This is a genomic window from Gordonia pseudamarae (assembly GCF_025273675.1).
GTDB classification, from domain to species: Bacteria; Actinomycetota; Actinomycetes; order Mycobacteriales; family Mycobacteriaceae; genus Gordonia; species Gordonia pseudamarae.
Map to the genome: position 1 here is coordinate 2,391,602 of NZ_CP045809.1, position 16,948 is coordinate 2,408,549.

General features: G+C 67.0%; 12 protein-coding genes. 4 read left to right on the top strand and 8 right to left on the bottom strand.

What is annotated here, in order from left to right; translation table 11 throughout:
- Positions 1–5: 5 nt before the first annotated feature.
- The 3 genes from GII31_RS10590 to GII31_RS10600 all read right to left on the bottom strand — a co-directional run bounded on the left by GII31_RS10590 (position 6) and on the right by GII31_RS10600 (position 3,207).
- The gene (locus GII31_RS10590) at positions 6–782 is read right to left on the bottom strand and encodes a 3-hydroxyacyl-CoA dehydrogenase (protein WP_213249327.1); all 777 of its coding nucleotides are present in this window, start codon (positions 780–782) and stop codon (positions 6–8) included.
- Between the two features lie 32 nt (positions 783–814).
- A complete protein-coding gene (locus GII31_RS10595) occupies positions 815–1,966 on the bottom strand; it encodes an acyl-CoA dehydrogenase family protein (RefSeq protein WP_213249329.1) in 1,152 nt (383 codons plus the stop codon).
- A gap of 89 nt (positions 1,967–2,055) precedes the next feature.
- Positions 2,056–3,207 carry an IS630 family transposase gene (locus tag GII31_RS10600; RefSeq protein ID WP_246221877.1) on the bottom strand — a complete coding sequence of 384 codons (1,152 nt, stop codon included), beginning with the start codon at positions 3,205–3,207 and terminating at the stop codon, positions 2,056–2,058.
- A 91-nt stretch (positions 3,208–3,298) separates the two neighbouring features.
- On the opposite strand from GII31_RS10600, the gene GII31_RS10605 reads away from it, so the two are divergent.
- Both GII31_RS10605 and GII31_RS10610 read left to right on the top strand, forming a co-directional pair.
- Positions 3,299–3,664 carry a hypothetical protein gene (locus tag GII31_RS10605; RefSeq protein WP_213243997.1) on the top strand — a complete coding sequence of 122 codons (366 nt, stop codon included), beginning with the start codon at positions 3,299–3,301 and terminating at the stop codon, positions 3,662–3,664.
- Positions 3,665–3,697: 33 nt separating this feature from the next.
- Entirely contained in the window at positions 3,698–4,273 is a 576-nt protein-coding gene (locus GII31_RS10610; RefSeq protein WP_213249331.1) for a TetR/AcrR family transcriptional regulator, read from the top strand.
- Positions 4,274–4,388: 115 nt separating this feature from the next.
- Here GII31_RS10610 and GII31_RS10615 read toward each other — a convergent pair whose 3' ends face one another.
- Positions 4,389–5,603, bottom strand: a complete 1,215-nt coding sequence (locus tag GII31_RS10615; RefSeq protein ID WP_213249333.1) for an amidohydrolase family protein — start codon at positions 5,601–5,603, stop codon at positions 4,389–4,391.
- 276 nt (positions 5,604–5,879) lie between these two features.
- Here GII31_RS10615 and GII31_RS10620 point away from each other — a divergent pair, with 276 nt between their 5' ends.
- Complete coding sequence (locus tag GII31_RS10620) at positions 5,880–7,007, top strand: NAD(P)/FAD-dependent oxidoreductase (protein WP_260840424.1); 1,128 nt, start codon at positions 5,880–5,882, stop codon at positions 7,005–7,007.
- Positions 7,008–7,089: 82 nt separating this feature from the next.
- On the opposite strand, the gene GII31_RS10625 is transcribed toward GII31_RS10620, so the two are convergent.
- Positions 7,090–8,565: a serine/threonine-protein kinase gene (locus tag GII31_RS10625; RefSeq protein WP_213249337.1), complete on the bottom strand. Its 1,476-nt coding sequence runs from the start codon at positions 8,563–8,565 to the stop codon at positions 7,090–7,092.
- Positions 8,566–8,810: 245 nt separating this feature from the next.
- Here GII31_RS10625 and GII31_RS10630 point away from each other — a divergent pair, with 245 nt between their 5' ends.
- On the top strand, positions 8,811–11,048 hold the full coding sequence (locus GII31_RS10630) for an NADP-dependent isocitrate dehydrogenase (RefSeq protein WP_213249339.1): 2,238 nt from the start codon (positions 8,811–8,813) through the stop codon (positions 11,046–11,048).
- Between the two features lie 155 nt (positions 11,049–11,203).
- On the opposite strand, the gene GII31_RS10635 is transcribed toward GII31_RS10630, so the two are convergent.
- From GII31_RS10635 to GII31_RS10645, 3 genes are read right to left on the bottom strand one after another with little or no spacing between them, the layout of a single operon-like run.
- Positions 11,204–14,545: an ATP-binding protein gene (locus GII31_RS10635; protein WP_407649955.1), complete on the bottom strand. Its 3,342-nt coding sequence runs from the start codon at positions 14,543–14,545 to the stop codon at positions 11,204–11,206.
- Positions 14,542–15,357: a DUF4194 domain-containing protein gene (locus tag GII31_RS10640; RefSeq protein ID WP_260840425.1), complete on the bottom strand. Its 816-nt coding sequence runs from the start codon at positions 15,355–15,357 to the stop codon at positions 14,542–14,544. Before GII31_RS10640 ends, GII31_RS10635 begins: the two co-directional genes overlap by 4 nt.
- On the bottom strand, positions 15,354–16,844 hold the full coding sequence (locus tag GII31_RS10645; RefSeq protein ID WP_213249341.1) for a DUF3375 domain-containing protein: 1,491 nt from the start codon (positions 16,842–16,844) through the stop codon (positions 15,354–15,356). Before GII31_RS10645 ends, GII31_RS10640 begins: the two co-directional genes overlap by 4 nt.
- Positions 16,845–16,948: the final 104 nt, after the last annotated feature.

Consider the following 16,948-nt stretch of genomic DNA (forward strand, 5'->3'; position numbering starts at 1 on the left):
CACGACTAGCGGGGTGCCATCCGGATCGCGCCGTCGAGGCGAATCGTTTCGCCGTTGAGCATCGGGTTGTCGACGATGTGCAGGGCCAGGGCCGCGTATTCGGCGGGTTTGCCCAGTCGCGACGGGTGCGGAACCTGCTCCCCGAGGGATCGTTGCGCCTCCTCGGGCAGCCCCGCCATCATCGGCGTCTCGAAGATGCCCGGTGCGATGGTCACCACCCGGATCAGGTGGTCGGCGAGTTCCCGGGCCACCGGCAAGGTCAGCGCCGCCACCCCACCCTTGGACGCGCCGTAGGCGGCCTGGCCGATCTGCCCGTCGAACGCGGCAACCGAGGCGGTGTTGATGATCACGCCCCGCTCACCGGTCAGATCGCCGGGTACGGGTTCGGTCTGTGACATCTTCTCCGCGCCGAGCCGGATCACGTTGAACGTTCCGATCAGATTGATGCGCACGACCCGCTCGAAGGCATCGAGTGCGAGAACGCCCTTGCGGCCGAGGACCTTGCCGGGGGTGGCCACGCCGGCGCAGTTGACCACGACGCGCACCGGGCCCAGGGTGGCCGCGAAGTCCATCGCGGCGGCCACATCGTCGGCCGAGGTGACGTCGGCGGCGGCGAAGTGTGCGGTGGGGCCGATCGCGGCGGCCGCGGCGTGTCCGTCCGAGGACGGCAGGTCCAGGAGCACGACCTGTGCTCCCCGCTCGTGCAACGCGCGGGCGGTGGCGTTGCCCAGGCCGGAGGCTCCGCCGGAGATGACGGCGACGGATGAACTGTCGATCTTCATGGCAATTCTTTCTGTAGTCGAATAGATGTGGGCTAGGCGCCCGAACTCAGGTTTCGGCTGATCACCAGGCGCTGGATCTGGTTGGTGCCCTCGAAGATCTGGGTGATCTTCGCCTCGCGCATGAGGCGTTCGACACGGAAGTCGCGGGTGTAGCCGTAGCCGCCGAATACCTGCACGGCATCGGTGGTGACCTTCATCGCGGCGTCGGTGGCGACGAGTTTGGCGACCGATGCGTTGCGCGAGTACGGCAGGCCCACGTCGCGGCGGCGGGCGGCGTCGACGTAGGTGGCTCGGGCCGAGTCGACGGCGGCGGCCATGTCGGCCAGCAGGAAGCCCAGGCCCTGATGGTCAATGATCTTGCGGCCGAACGTGGTTCGTTCCTGCGCGTAGGCGACGGCGTCGTCGAGCGCGGCCTGTGCGATGCCCACGGCGACCGCGGCGATGCCCAGTCGGCCCGAGTCGAGTGCGCTGAATGCGATCTGCAGGCCCTGGCCCTGGGCGCCGATGCGTCGTTCGGTGGGGACGACCGCGTTGTCGTAGTGGGCGGCGGTGGTCGGGACCGCGTGCAGGCCCATCTTCTCCTCGGGCTTGCCGAAGCTGAGCCCGTCGGTGTCCTTGGGGACCAGGAAGCACGAGATTCCCTTGGAACCTTCACCGGTGCGCGCGAACAGGTTGTAGAAGTCGGCGATTCCGCCGTGGGTGATCCACGCCTTGCTGCCGTTGACCACATAGCTGTTGCCATCGTCGGCGGCGGTCGCGGTGCAGGTCAGGGCCGCCGCATCGGAACCGGCCTGCGGTTCGGACAGGCTGTAGGCGCCGATGGTGGAACCGCCGAGCATCTCCGGCAGCCACCGCTGCTTCTGTTCGTCGGTGCCGAACACCATGAGCGGATGGCAGGCGAGGCTGTGCACGCTGACCGCGACGGCGACCGCCGCCCAGCGGGCGGCCAATTCCTCCAGGGCCTGCAGGTACACCTCGTAGGGTTGTGCTCCTCCGCCCCACTCCTCCGGATACGGCAGGCTCAACAACCCCGCCTGGCCCAGGGTGGCGAACACCCCGTCGGGGTAGGTTTCGGACTTCTCGTGGCCGTCCGCGATCGGTGCCAGCACCTTGTCGGCGATGTCGCGGGTCAGCGCGATCAGGTCGCGCGCCTCGTCGTTGGGTAGGAGCCGGTCGACGGCCATGGCACACCTCTCGAACGTTGTGGAGTACTGAATTACTGTGCACAGTACTGATCGCGAACTAGTGGTCATCTCCGTTAGTTCGTCGGGGGTCACGCCGCTTGGCGGAGGGTGCCGTCGTTGTTGAGTCGGTTGAGGTGGCGGTTGAGGTGGTCGCGGGTGTATTTCCAGCCGAAGGGTTCAGCGTTCTGGTTGTAGCGGTCCTCGAAGGCGAGGATTCGTTGCGCGAGGTCATCGAGGTCGGTGAAGTCGCCGGTGGTGATGGCTTTGCGTTGCAGGATCGAGAAGTAGATCTCGACTTGGTTGAGCCACGAAGCGTGTACGGGCAGGTGCACCAGGACCGCGCTGGGGAACGCCTCACGCATCCGGTCGATCGATGCCTGCCCGGCGTGGGAGGAACCGTTGTCGACGATCCAGAACACCCGCTTCGCTGAGGCATACGGTTCCTGGGTCATCACTTGTTTCACGAGGTGGGTGAACGGCACGATCCCGGTCTTCGGTGCTGTCATTCCATGCACCTGGGCGTGGTGGACGTCGTAGGCAGCGAAGTAGGCCAGCGTGCCACCGCGGCGGTACTCGAACTCGACTCTGCGTGGTTGCCCTGGTGCCGCGGGTGTTTCGGGGTGACGCCGCCTGAGGGCTTGCAGCTGGGACTTCTCATCGGCGCTGATCACGTATTCATCAGCGCCGAGCTCGACACCGTTGTACTGCCGTTGGTACAGGTCCAGCACCGGACTTGCTTTGACCGCGAAGTCGGGGTCGCGGGGAAAGATCCAGGACCGATGCTGCCACGGCTTGATCGCATCGGCGGCCAACCACCGGCCGATCGTGGACGGCGAGACTGGCCGCACCAGCCCGGCCGCAACCGCGTGTGTGCTGAGTTCGGCGGTCGACCACCTCGTTAACGGCAGATCGTGGTCGGCCGGTCGCGTGCACGCGAGTGCTTTGACCTCGGCAACCTCGACCGGGGTGAACACCGGTGGCCGCCCTGATCGGGGCCGGTCCTTAAGCCCGTCAAGACGCTGCACGCAGAAGCGATGTCGCCAGCGGCGGGCGGTGTCCTCGCAGACCCCCACGTCGCGGGCAATCTGGGCGTTCGCGACACCGTCAGCAGCAGCGAGCACGATCCGGGCACGCAGCAGATCGCGATGGGGGCATTTCGCGGCGTTCGCGCGGCGTGTCAGGACATGTCGTTCTTCATCGGTGAGGACCACGACGTCAGCACTGGTGAGAGTCACATCCATTTCTGACGCTCCGAGCCGCCGGAGGCCAAGACGCCACGCCGACACCGAACAGATCAAGGCAGCACATGACGATGCCACGATGATGAGAATCATGGCGAAGATCCCCGACTCGACCCAGACCTCGCTACGGCAAAAGCTCCTGGCCCGCGCCGCCGAACGCTGGCCCCAGATCCAGACCCTGCACACCCGCTACCGTGCGGGGTTCGCCTACATCGACGCCACCCTCACCGACGGCGAGGAGGTGAAGCTATGCCGGCTGCGCTACGCCGGATCGGCCAACCAATGGGGCTTCGCGATCTACCGCGCCAGCCACAACGACTACGAACAAGCCGTCCTCCCCACCGGCTGGCCCTCAGGCACCCCCGAGCAAGCCCTCGACACCGCCTGCGGCCTCTACCTCAACGACCCCACCACCTGGCTCCCAGACCCCCGACGAACTAACGGCGATACCCACTAGTACTGCAAGATGTTCCTCAGTACTATTTCGGGCATGACCGAGCCACGATTCGCGACGCGCAGACGTACCGAACTCTTCGACGCGCTCGTTCGGCTGCTTCTCGCCGAGGGGTTTGCGCACCTGACGCTCGATGACATCGCGGCATCCCTCAAATGCTCCAAATCGACGCTGTACACCCTCGCCGGAAGCAAGGAACAGCTCGTGCGGGCCGCCACTATCCACTTCTTCCGCCGCGCCACCGACGATGTGGAGGCCCAGGTGGCCCGCACCGAGGGGGCCCGTGATCGGATCATCGCCTACGTGTCGGCCGTAGGAAGAGCACTCGGCACCGCATCCGCTCAGTTCATGGCCGACCTCGACGGCTTCGCGCCGGCACGCGAGGTCTACGAGCAGAACACCAGGATCGCGGCCGCGCGGGTTGCCGAACTCATCGCCGACGGTGTGCGCGGCGGCGAATTCCGGGACGTACACGCCGCCTTCGCCGCCGACGTCGCGGCGGTGACGATGGCCCGTATCCAGCAGGGGCGGATCCGCGAGGCCACCGGACTCGACGACGCCCACGCCTACCGTGAACTGGCCGTGTTGCTCACCGCTGGTCTCACCGTCTGACGCCTCAGTGCCTGACCACCGGGCCCGCCGACACCCCCGGTGGGTGTCGGCGGACACGACGATGCCCCACCCGCGCAGGTGCGGGTGGGGCATCGTCGGCGACTGCCGGGGCGGACTACGTCGCGGCTGCCGCCACGTTCAGGCCGACCAGGTCAAGGGCGTTCTCGCGCATGACCTTGCGGGTGTCCTCGTAGCTGAACTCGGGGAACTGCGGGATGTCGGCGGTGAAGCTCGTCGGATCGGCCAGGCCCTCACCGTGCGGCCAGTCCGAGCCGAACAGGATGCGGTCGACACCGATCGTGGCCGCCAGCAGCTTCACGTCGTCCTCGTAGTACGGGGCGATCCACACGTTGTTCTTGAGCTGCTCGACCGGGTCTTCCTTGTAGTGGTACGGCGCGTTGTTGGCCGACTTCTTGAGCCGCTTGATGAGTCGGTACACGAAGTACGAGCCGTTCTCGATGCTGCACACCTTGAGCTTGGGATGGCGGGTAAACACCTGGTGCACGATCATCGACGCCATCGTGTCGTGGATGGCGCGGTCGTCGGAGAGCACGTTGTCGAGCGGGTCGCGTCGGCCGAAGCCCTCGAACCGGTCCTTGCCGCCCCACATCGCGTTGATCGCCAGGTAGCCGCTGTCGCTGAGGTGGAAGCCCACCGGAACGCCCGCCTCGGCCAGCCGCGCCCACACCGGGTCGTGCAGCGGGTCGCCCAGCGAACGCGGCTTGACCACGCCGGGCACCGGCGCCGGGCGCACCAGCACCAGCTTGGCGCCGCGGGACAGCACGAAGTCGACCTCCTTGGCCGCCTCATCGGGATCGGCCAGCGAGATCATCGGTGCGGTCAGGAACCGGCCGTCGGGACGGTTGAATCCCCAGTCCTCGTCGAGCCACAGGTTGAACGCGTGCAGCGACGCCATGGTGGCCGGGATGTCGTGTTTGAGCGCCTCCTCCACGCCGCACGCGAACGTCGGCAGCATGAACACCGTTTCCAGGTTCTGCCTGTCGAGGATCTTCACCCGCGCCTCGCGGCTCTGGTACTCGGGGTGGTCGGTGAGGCTGTCGAGCTTCATCAGGCTGGCCGGGTCGACGCCCTCGGGAACCTCACCGCGGAAGAGCAGGTCCAGGCAGCCGGGTTCGACGATGGGGTCGAAGGTCGGGTTGGGGATGAAGTGGTTGACCCGATCCCCGATCACGGTCATCGTGCGCTTGCCGTTGCGCACCATCTGCACCCCGCGCGACCGGAACTCCTTGGGCAGGTGCCGAGTGAACGCGTCCAGCGGCTCGTAGTAGTGATTGTCGACGTCGACCGCCATGTAATCCAGCTTCGTCATCGCTTGCGTTCTCCCTATCGTGTTGCCTGTGAATAACTCTCACGTCGGCGGTTGAGTCCGCCGGGTCCGCCCGCCACCGTGCGGTACACCTGCGTTCCTATACCGTATATCCAACGGTAGCACTTTCCGTATTCCCTGCGCCATGGTGGCGTAGGGCCCACATCGGCAAGCGCTCCGTTCGCGGCGCCCGGGCGTTGTACCTTTTTGCGAAAGTGGCCTCACGATCGGGCGTAGTGCCAGGTCGGACCGGCCGTCCACCGATGAGGAGGTGACGCCATGACCGACCGGGCCGACGTGGTCGTCGTCGGCGCCGGGGTGATCGGGCTGGCCATCGCCCGGCACCTCGCCGCGGCCGGCCGCGACGTGATGATCCTGGAGAGCGCCGACACCATCGGTACCGGGATCAGTTCACGCAACTCCGAGGTCATCCACGCCGGCATCTACTACCCCACCGGCAGCCTGAAGGCGCGCCTGTGTGTACGCGGGCGGGAACTGCTCTACCGATACTGTGCCGAGCGGGCCGTGCCACACGGCAGGATCGGCAAACTGATCGTGGCCACCGCAGAGAACCAGCGCGAGCGCCTGGGTGCCCTCGCCGTGGCCGCAACCGCCAACGGCGTGACCGATATCCGCGAGGTCGACGCGGCCCAGGCCCACGCACTCGAACCGGAGATCACCGCCGTTGCCGGGCTGCTCTCACCGTCGACCGGCATCGTCGATACCGCCGCCCTGATGCGTTCGCTGCTCGCCGACGCGCTCGATGCCGGCGCCGACATCGCCTACCGCAGCACCGTGACCGGCGCCCGCCCCGGCACCGGCGGTCTCATCGTGGACGTCGACGGCGCCGGGACACTGGCCTGTGGGCTGATGATCAATGCCGCGGGCCTGGGCGCCTGGGACGTGGCCCGGGCCGTCGTCGGCCTCGCCCCGCACGCGGTCCCCCACCGGCACCTGGCCAAAGGCAACTACTTTCGGCTCGCCGCCGGTCCGGCGCCGTGTTCGCGCCTGGTCTACCCGCTTCCCGTCGACGGCGGTCTGGGTGTGCACCTGACCCTCGATCTGGCCGGCCAGGCCCGGTTCGGGCCCGACGTGCAGTGGCTCGACGCCGGCGGGTCCGGAAGCCTCGATTACACCGTGGACCCCGAGCGCGCGCGGGACTTCGCCGCGGCCGTCGGGCGGTACTGGCCCGCGGTGGCCGGCCGTGAGCTCGTCGCCGACTACGCGGGCATCCGGCCCAAGATCAGCGGCCCCGGTGCGCCCGCCGCCGACTTCCTGATCTCGGGTCCGGCCGATCACGGCGTCGCCGGCGTGATCAACTTGTTCGGTATCGAATCACCCGGTCTCACATCGAGTCTGGCGATCGCAGAACTGATCTGTGCCCGTCCAGATCTGGGCCCGTCCTGATCTGGGCCCGACCGCCCGGTCATGACGGTAGTAGGTAGTGGCCGACGGCACCGATCATCGCGACCGACGACACCGAGGCGACTCAGGAGGTGGATGTGGTGGGCGTGATCTGTACCGCGTTGATCGCCGACTCGATCTCGGCGTAGGTCCGGGTGTCCCCGATCCCCGCCGTCGCGACGGCGAACACCTTCGGGGTGGTGGCCGCGATCAGCACGATCACGTCGTCGCCGGTGACGCCTTCCGGTGAACTCGCGGTGCGGATGGTCGCCTTGACGATCGCACCGGGAATCCCGTCGAAGTCGCGTTCGGTGACCTCGGTGATCTCCGGGGTCGCCGGACCGGTATTGGAATATCCGTTGCTCTTGGGCAGGCAGCCGATCACCGACCGGGCCACGGTCACCGGGCTGCCCGTGGCCAGGCGGTTCAGTTCCCCGATGGTGATCCCGGCCATCCAGTTGTCGGTGGGCCTGCCCGACACCCCGACGGCGATGGACCGCGACGAGTACGGCGGCTGGAACGTCGACATCCCCTGCCAGCCCGTCGACGAGGGCAGGTTCGCCGCGGGAATGCTGATCTGTCCCTGCCGCAGGTCACCTGTGCGGTTGGCCGCCGCCTGGTCGTCGTAGGTGCAGTCGGCCGGTTCCTCGGCCAGGGTGATGCTCGGCGTTGTCGGGGTCGGTGAGGTGCTGTCGTCGCCGTCCCACGGTGTGACCACGGCCAGCACCGCCGCGACCACAACCACCGCCAGCACGATCGCCGCCAGCGACACCCACAGCGCGGTCCTGGATGTGCCGGGTTGCTGCCGGCCGCCGGTGGGCCCACCGGCGTAACCGCCGGGCCCGTACGGATTCTGCTGATTGCCGCCGAGATACTGAGGGCCCGACATCGGCGCGGTTCCCGGCGCGCACCGGGGGTCGGAACCCTGCTGGTGTTGAGGGGCCGACTGGTACGGCGATGCCCCGAACTGCGGACCGGACTCCCCGAACTGGGCGGGCGGACCGGATTGGGCGGGAGGACCAGATTGGGTGGGAGGACCGACCGACGGATCCGGTGGTCCCCACGACGCGCCCACCACCGGGACGCCGCCCGTACCCGCCGGCGGCATCTGATGGGTCTGCGTCGCCGGATGCAGCGCCGTGATGACCGCGTGCGAGAACTCGCCGCAAGTGCCGAACCGGGTCACCGGATCGGGTGCCTGGGCCCGGTCGATGAGCCGATCGACCTCCGGTGACAGATCGGGTCGGCTCTGCACGATGCGGCCGTGTACCGAACCGGTGAAGATCTCCCGGGCCAGCGCGCCGAAGGCCTGCTGGTCGTCGATCCCCTGCGCGGCGAACGCGCCCGAACCGCCGGGCCCGGTGATACGTACCGACGGCATCGCTGCACGGCCGTCGACGATCTGCACCGAGCCCGCGTCCAACTGCCCGTGCGCGATGCCCCGGGCGTGTGCGGCGTCGAGTTCGGCCGCGATGCCGGCGAGCACCGCCGACGCCGCCGCGACGGGCACCGGTGAGTTCTGGTGAATCCACGTGCGCAGATCCAGCCCGTAGTCCTGCATGCAGTCAGCGTATCGGCACGCCGTCCGGTCCGTGGGGCACGCGGGTGATCCACACGACACCGCCGCGCCCCGGTTCGGCCGTACCTCGACCGCCGGGCTCGATAAGGTCAAGGGGAGGGTGTGCCGGGCCACTGACACAAGGGTGCGCTTGGGCACGACCACCCTCGACAAGTGATACTGGTAACGCTCAACGGTTCGGGCCACTGATCGTGACCGAACCGGACAACAGGAGACGAAAGCGGGACATGCACGTGGAGCAGCCGACCATCATTTACACCCTGACCGACGAAGCACCGATGCTGGCCACACACGCGTTGTTGCCGGTCATCCGGACCTTCACCGGTGCGGCTGGGATCAATATCGAAACCAGTGATATTTCGGTTGCGGCCCGCGTGCTGGCGGAGTTTCCGGAGAACCTGACCGAGGAACAGCGAGTGCCCGACAACCTCGGCGAACTCGGCAAATTGACCCAGTCGCCGGACACCAACATCATCAAGCTGCCCAACATCAGCGCCTCGGTGCCGCAGCTGATCGCCGCCATCAAAGAGCTCAAGGCCAAGGGCTACGACATCCCCGACTTCCCGGAGAACCCCACCACCGATGCCGAACGCGAGATCCGCGAACGGTACACCAAGTGTCTCGGTAGCGCCGTCAACCCTGTTCTGCGCGAAGGAAACTCCGATCGTCGTGCGCCCCGGGCGGTCAAGGAGTACGCCCGCAAGCATCCGCACAGCATGGGCAAATGGTCGATGGCCTCCCGCACGCACGTCGCGCACATGCGCCACGGCGACTTCTATCACGGCGAGAAGTCGATGACCACCGACCGCGATCGGGACGTGCGGATGGAACTGGTCACCGCCACCGGCGAGACCGTCGTCCTCAAGCCGAAGGTGTCCCTGGGCAAGGGCGACGTCTTCGACAGCATGTTCATGAGCAAGAAGGCGCTCATCGAGTTCTACGAGGAGCAGATGGAGGACGCCTACAAGACTGGCGTCATGTTCTCCCTGCACGTCAAGGCCACCATGATGCGGGTCTCACACCCCATCGTGTTCGGTCACGCCGTACGCACCTTCTACAAGGACGCGTTTGCCAAGCACGGGGAACTGTTCGACGAACTCGGCGTCAACGTCAACAACGGCCTGTCCGATCTGTACTCGAAGATCGAGACGCTGCCGGCGTCCAAACGCGAAGAGATCATCGACGACCTGCACGAGTGCCACGAGCACCGGCCCGAACTGGCGATGGTCGACTCGGCGCGCGGTATCTCCAACTTCCACTCCCCCTCCGACGTCATCGTCGACGCCTCGATGCCGGCGATGATCCGGGCCGGCGGCAAGATGTACGGCGCGGACGGCCGCACCAAGGACACCAAGGCGGTCAACCCCGAATCGACGTTCGCGCGCATCTACCAGGAGGTGGTCAACTTCTGTAAGACCAACGGCGCGTTCGATCCGACCACCATGGGCACCGTGCCCAACGTGGGTCTGATGGCGCAGAAGGCCGAGGAGTACGGCTCGCACGACAAGACCTTCGAGATCCAGGCCGACGGTGTGGCCAACATCGTCGACATCGCTACCGGTGAGGTACTGCTGTCCCAGAACGTTGAAGAGGGCGACATCTTCCGGATGTGCGTCGTCAAGGACGCCCCCATCCGGGACTGGGTCAAGCTCGCGGTCAACCGCGCCCGCAACTCGGGTACCCCGGTCGTGTTCTGGCTCGACCCGTACCGCCCGCACGAGAACGAGCTGATCAAGAAGGTGGAAACCTACCTTCAGGATCACGACACCGAAGGTCTGGACATCTCGCACATGTCGCAGGTGCGCGCGATGCGCTACTCGCTCGAACGAGTGGTGCGCGGTATGGACACCATCGCCGCGACCGGCAACATCCTGCGCGACTACCTGACCGACCTGTTCCCGATCCTGGAACTGGGCACCAGCGCCAAGATGCTCTCGATCGTGCCGCTGATGGCCGGTGGCGGTCTGTACGAGACCGGCGCCGGCGGTTCGGCGCCCAAGCACGTCAAGCAGCTGGTCGAGGAGAATCACCTGCGCTGGGATTCGCTCGGCGAGTTCCTCGCGTTGGCGGTCAGCCTGGAGGATCTGGGCCGTAAGACCGACAACGCCCGGGCCGGACTGCTCGCCAAGACCCTCGACGCCGCGACCGGCAAACTGCTCGAGAACGACAAGAGCCCCTCCCGCAACACCGGTGAGCTCGACAACCGGGGCAGCCAGTTCTACCTCGCCCTGTACTGGGCGCAGGAACTGGCCGCGCAGACCGAGGACGCCGAGCTGGCCGCCCGGTTCGCGCCGCTGGCCGAGAAGCTGACCGCAGAGGAGGACACGATCGTCGCCGAACTGGCCGCGGTGCAGGGTGCCGAGGTGGATCTGGGTGGCTACTACGCCCCGGACAACGCCAAGACCGACGCCGTGATGCGCCCGAGCGCCACGTTCAACAGTGCCCTCGCCGAGGCCGCCACGTAGTTCACCTCCGATGGCTCCGAGCAGGTGCCGCCCATCCGCCGGTTGAGGTGCGACGAGCGTTAGCGACGAGCCTCGAAACCCCGTGAGATGACATTGTTCGCTCACCGGGTTTCGAGGCTCACACGCTCACACCTCAACTACCGGGTTGAAGGTGTTCAGACCGGAAGCCGGTTCGCGGTGGTGCGGCGGACCTCGGTGAATCCCTGGATCGATGTCGACAGCGCCGATGCGGTGGGCCGACCGTCGACGTCCTCGGTTTTCGACACCATCACCACATTGTCGATGTAGGGCTGGATGGTGCTGGTGTTCTGTACGGTCGCCACGATGACGAGCTGGAAACCGAACTTGCGGAACGCCGACAGCGCCTGCTGGGCGAACTGCGGATCGGATTTGGAGAATGCCTCGTCGAGCATCAGCTGTGCGAACAGTGGCCGGTTGTCGTCGCTGTCGGGGGCGGCGAGGTTGAAGCTGAGCGCACCGGCGAGGCAGAACGCCATCAGTTTTTCCTGCTCGCCGCCGGAGTTGTCGCCGGCGTTGGAGTAGGTGCGGATGATGTCGCCGCTGGCCGAGTCGCGTTCCTCGCAGTAGAAGTCGAACCGGTTACGCACATCGAGTGCGTCCCGGGTCCACGCCCGATCCTCCGGGGTGTCCCCGGCCAGCCGTTGACGCAGCAGCAGGATGTCGGAGTACTGCTCCAGGATCGCCTGTTCGTCGCCGAAGCTGACGGCGGTGGTGCGGGCGGAGATCTGCCGCGCCTTCTCGTTGAGTTCGGCCACCGCGGGCAGGGTTTTGCTGCCCGGTTGCAACCGCAGCCGGGTGCCACGGTTGAACGCCACCGAACCCAGACCGGAGTTGACGCGCTCGATCTGGTCGACGATGCGCCGTTCCTCGGCGTCGGCGGCCATGTGCAGGTTGAGGATCGCGCCGGGGGCCTGTTCTGTGATGAGTCGGCGCATCCGCTCGTAGGCGGTCGGCAGTTCCCGGTCATCGATGCGCCGGCACACCGACACGTAGTCGTGGACGCGTTCGTCGAAGTCGTCGCTGTCGTTGGGGATGGCGTCGGGGAACTCCTCGTCGTAGGAGGCCACGATGCGGGCCAACTCGTCGCGGGAGCGGCGGGCGTCGGCGCGCATCCGGTCCCGGTCGCGGTTGACCGCTTTCATCAGTTCGCGCCGATACGGCTCGGGGGCGAGCACATCGAGCACCGCCGGTGATTCCTCGCGGAACCCGTCGAGGGTGGCCGCGGCCTGATCGGTGATGTCTTCCCGGGTCAGCCGGTCGGTGAGATCGAGCAGCTGGGTGCGCCGTCGGTCGTGGGTGGCGATCTTGTCACGTACCAGCGCGGCCTGCGAGATGGCGCCGCGTACCTGTTCCCAGATGTCCTCGGCCTTGCGTTGCAGTGCCTCCACGTCCGGGTTGGCATCCATCAGCAGTTCGTACTGGTCGGTGAGGGCGTCGACGCGTTCGTCGGCGGTGTCGGTGTCGATCTCGCTCCATGCGGTGAACTGTTCGCACACCCGGCGGTAGGCGTCGCGCCGCTGCTGCAGTTCGGTGCGGTCGCGGTCGATGGCGGCGCTGGCCTGGTGCGCCGCGTCGTAGAGGCCCTGCTCGTGTTCGAGTTCCTCACGCAGCGCGGCGATCTTGGCGTCGACGTTGCCGACGAAGATGTACTGCGAGGGCCGCAGTGCCTGCCTGTCGTCCTTGACCGCCAGTTTCGCCGAGTCCTTGCGCAACCCCTGGTCGGTGACCGCTGTGGAGTGGTTTCGGAACTCGGCCGGATCATCCACGCACACATGGCTTCCCATTCGCATCAGGATGGTGAGTGCTTCTGCGGCGCACGGATGGTCGGGGTCGACCGCTCGCAGGGTGGCGCCGAGGGTGCCCGGTTCGGGGGTGGGCATCGTGTGCCGTTCGGCATGGTGGAGTTGGATCCGTCCGCGCATGTCGTGGCTGTTCACATAGCGCAGCGCGGCACGGAAATGGTCGTCGGGCACCAGTAGTCGCAGGCCGGCCCCGCGCAGCACCTTTTCCACCGCCAGCCGCCAGCGGCCGGCGTCGGGACGTAGCTCCACCAGTTCGGCGACATAGCGTAGTTCGGACTCGTCGACCTGCAGATGGTTGGCGAGCATGCGGCGCATCTCGTGCTCGGCGCGCGGCAGCGTCGACCCGGCCTGCACCACCCGGTCGAGTTCGGTGGCCACCGCGTCGCGCTGCCCGCGTACCGCCACCTCGTGGGCGAGGGTTTCGGCGAACTGCGCCTTGCCCGCTTCGAGTTGGCTGTCGATGCGGGTGGCATCGTCCATCAGCTGATCGCGCAGTTCCCAGAACTGTTCGCCGTTATCGGGCAGCTCGAAACCCATTGCGGCGATTCGATGTTCGTAGTTGGTGCGTCTGATCGCGACCTCGCCGGCGAATTTCTGCGCCGCCGCCAGCTGTTCTTGCAGCGGCGCGAGGTCGCCGGTGGAGGTGGAGATTCTGGAGAGAAGGTTGCTGTGATCGGCGCGCAGCTGGTCGTGCTGGGCGGTCAGTGACGTGAGATCGCCGTCGAGGCGGGCGATCTGATCGTCGAGGTCGGCGATCTCGGGCCCGGCGGTGCGCAGTCGCAGATTGTTGAGGTAGGTGCGCACCGTGGCGGTGTCGATGGTGTCGAGCACGTTGAATGTGGCCGATTCGGCCGCGTACCGTTCTTGGACTTCCTCGATGTTGCCGAGGATGTTGCGTTTGCGGCGGGCCACGTCGAGCAGTTCGCGGGCGTGTACCAGCGGGTCGATCTGGTCGAGCGCATCTTTGACGCCGACGAGGCTGCGGGGTTCGTCGAGCATGAACTCGCGCACGAACTGGGCGAGGCCGCCGACGCTCTTGAGTGATTTCGCCTTGCCGAGCAGTTGCTGGGCGGCGTCGGACCCGCGGATCCCGATCAGCGAGTACAGGGTGGCCAGGTATTTGCCCTCCCCCGGCCCGCCGCGCCAGCCGTGTTCACGGAACCGTGCGGTGTTGTAGCCGCCGGAGGCCCATTCGTTGCACACGGCCGCGATGTCCGTGTCGCCGTCGTGGATGAAGTAGGAGCTGTGCGCGTCGGTCAGTTTGCCCGCGGTCAGCCATTTGAGGACCAGGCCGGTGATGGACGAACCCGAGGTGGAGGTGTAGGTGACGGCGATCGCCGCCCACGCCGGTCCGGTACCGCGCAGGTACATGATTTCGCGGGTGGCGCCCGAGCCGCTGCGCCGCTCTCCCCACGCGCCGCGCACATACTTGCCGACGGTGCGTTTGCCGCTGGAGGAGCCGGCGGCGGTCGCGTCGCCGGAGGCGTTGAAGTTGCGGCGGTGGTCGGGCAGGAAAGCCAGCGAAATCGCATCCAGCAGAGACGATTTGCCGCTGCCGGACGAGCCGGTGATGAGAGATCCGTTGGTGCTGAACGGGATCGAATGATAGCCGTCGAACACGCCCCAGTTGATCAGTTGCAGTCGCGACAGGTGGTAGTGGTCGACATCGCTCACCAGTGCGCTCCTTGCGTCGTGTTCAGGCGGTCCTGCGGCAGGTCGCCAGCACCGTCGGTGTCGGTCGTCCGGGCCCCGGTGGTGTCGATGTCGGTGGTGTCGCCCTCTGCGGCGTCGCCCTCTGCGGTGTCGGCGTCGGCGCCGGAGGAGATGAATTGCTCGAATTGCCGTTGCAAGTCGGTGATCACCGAGGCGGTCATCACCGCGGTGATCACCGGGCTCAGGACAAAGGTATCGGGGTCGTCGCGCTGGGCCCGCAGGAACTCCATCTCCTCCATCTTGTCGACGGCGCGGTCGATGCGTTTGTCGAAGGCGGCCAGGTCGCGGTCGATGGTGTTGGTGACGCCGGCGAACATCTCGTGGATGTCCTCGCGGGTGACCAGTACGTTCTCCTCATGCGAGGCGCGCATGTACTTGGCCAGGTGCAGCGCCAGAATCGCGTCGTAGGTGTTGATCGTTTCGCGTTTGAGCAGTCTTTTGCCCCACCGGGAGTCGTAGCCGACCTGTTCGACGAACGCGATCTGCAACTCGTCGACGATTCGCAGCCGCAGATCCAGTTCGGACAGGCGCACGCGCAGGACGTCGGCGAACTCGGCCACCCACGACCACAACTGCGGCTGGCGTTCACCGCTGATGTGGCGGCGGGTCAGCAGGTTCTGCAGCGCCCAGCACGCACGGTCGGGCAGCTCGCTCACGTCGCCGTCGAACCTGGGCACCGTGGGTCCGTGGTCGGCCGAGGTCAGCGGTACCGCGGGCAGGTCGTCGTAGCCGGCGAACTCGTCGGGAACGTCTGTGGTGGTGGTGTCGGTCATGGGTACCTCAGACCTCGTCGATCTTCGATGTCGGCGGTCGGGATGTCGGCGGTCGGGATGGGTTCGGAGAACACCAGGGCGGGGATCTCGATGACGCGGTCGTCGCCTTCGAGTGAGCGGAAACGCACCAGTTCGGTCGTGGTCGGCGCGGAGCCGGGCTGTGTGAGGGCCAGTGACCACAGCACGATGACGTGCGCGAGATAGGCCTCGTCGAGGCGCTCGAGCACATCGGGCAGCGCGATGGGACCGGCGGAGACGGCCCGGTTGACCAGGTCGGTGAGTTCGACGGTGTCGACCTGCCCGGCGAGGGAGGCGAACGAACTCAGATCACCGCCGCAGTCGCCCGGCAGTGCCGGTGGCGGCGGTGCGGGGTCGCGGATCTCGAAGACCACCCGGCCGATGGAGGTGAGGTCGGGGGTGGCCAGTGGCATCTCGTAGCCCAGGCGCCGATCGGCCAGTGAGGTCTTGAGCAGATCGTTGGCGGTGGCGAGTGCGTCGCCGAGCTGGCGGGCGATGCCGCGGCTCTGCTCGAGGGTTCCGGCGGCGACGAACCGGCGGATCCGGCGGGCACAGCGTCGGCGGGTGCGGCCCACCTCGGCCATCTGTTCGCTGATCAGCGGAAAGAAGTCGGTCATCACCGCGCGCAGCCCCGGCTCCATGTCGGGCAGGCTGCGGGTGACGGTCTCGATGTCGCCGGTCAGCCGGGCCCGTTGCTCCGGGTCCTGGATCATCCGGGTGAACGCGTGGTACGACGCGCTCTGCGCCGATCCGAGCAGGATCTCGTAGTCGTCGAACAGTTGCCGTTGCCGGTCGCGGTAGACGAGGTCGGAGTCGCTGGGATCGTCGAGCAGGGCGGTGGTGATGCGGTCGAGCATGGTGCCGTACTGGGCGATGTCGGAGATCACCTGCTCCATCTGGTAGGCGATGGCGCGAGCCTCGTCGGTGGCGATCTGCAGATCCGGTTCGGGGCGCACACCGGCGTCCAGATCCGCCAGTTCGGCGTCGAGGTCGGCTAGTTGGCTGTGCAGGTCCTCACGGATCTGGTCGGGGTCACCGGTCACCTGCCCGGCCACCCGGTGCAGCCCGGCGGCGATGCCGCTGATGGAGCCGCCGGTGGCCACACTGTCCTCGCGGCGCCGGCGCCGCATGAAGTCGAGCACCGAACGTGCGTCCGCGGTCAGATAGCAGATGTTGGGTGCCACCGCGTCGGAGGTGTCGCTGACCCGGTGCAGCCACCCGTTGCGCGCCCACAGTTTGATCAGGTCCAGGCCCGTCGCCGTGTCCTCGACGTCGAGTTCGGTCATGTCACTGTCGAGGCGGGCGGTGAGTTCGGGTTCGGTGAGCCGCGAGCCGAAATCCAGGTGCCGTTCCATCAGCGTGACGTACAGGGCCGAGTTGGTGGCCGCGAACAGTCGCACCGCCGCCGACTTCTGGATCGACAGGTTCTCCTGCCACGCCGCGAGCACCGCCGGTTGTTGCTCGCTCATCCTCACCGCCTCTCGCTGCCGTAGGGTCACCGGGCCGACGGGAATTCGGCCCCGGGTAGTCTCCCACGCCTTACCGACACCGCGTTCGGTGGCGTTGAACCACG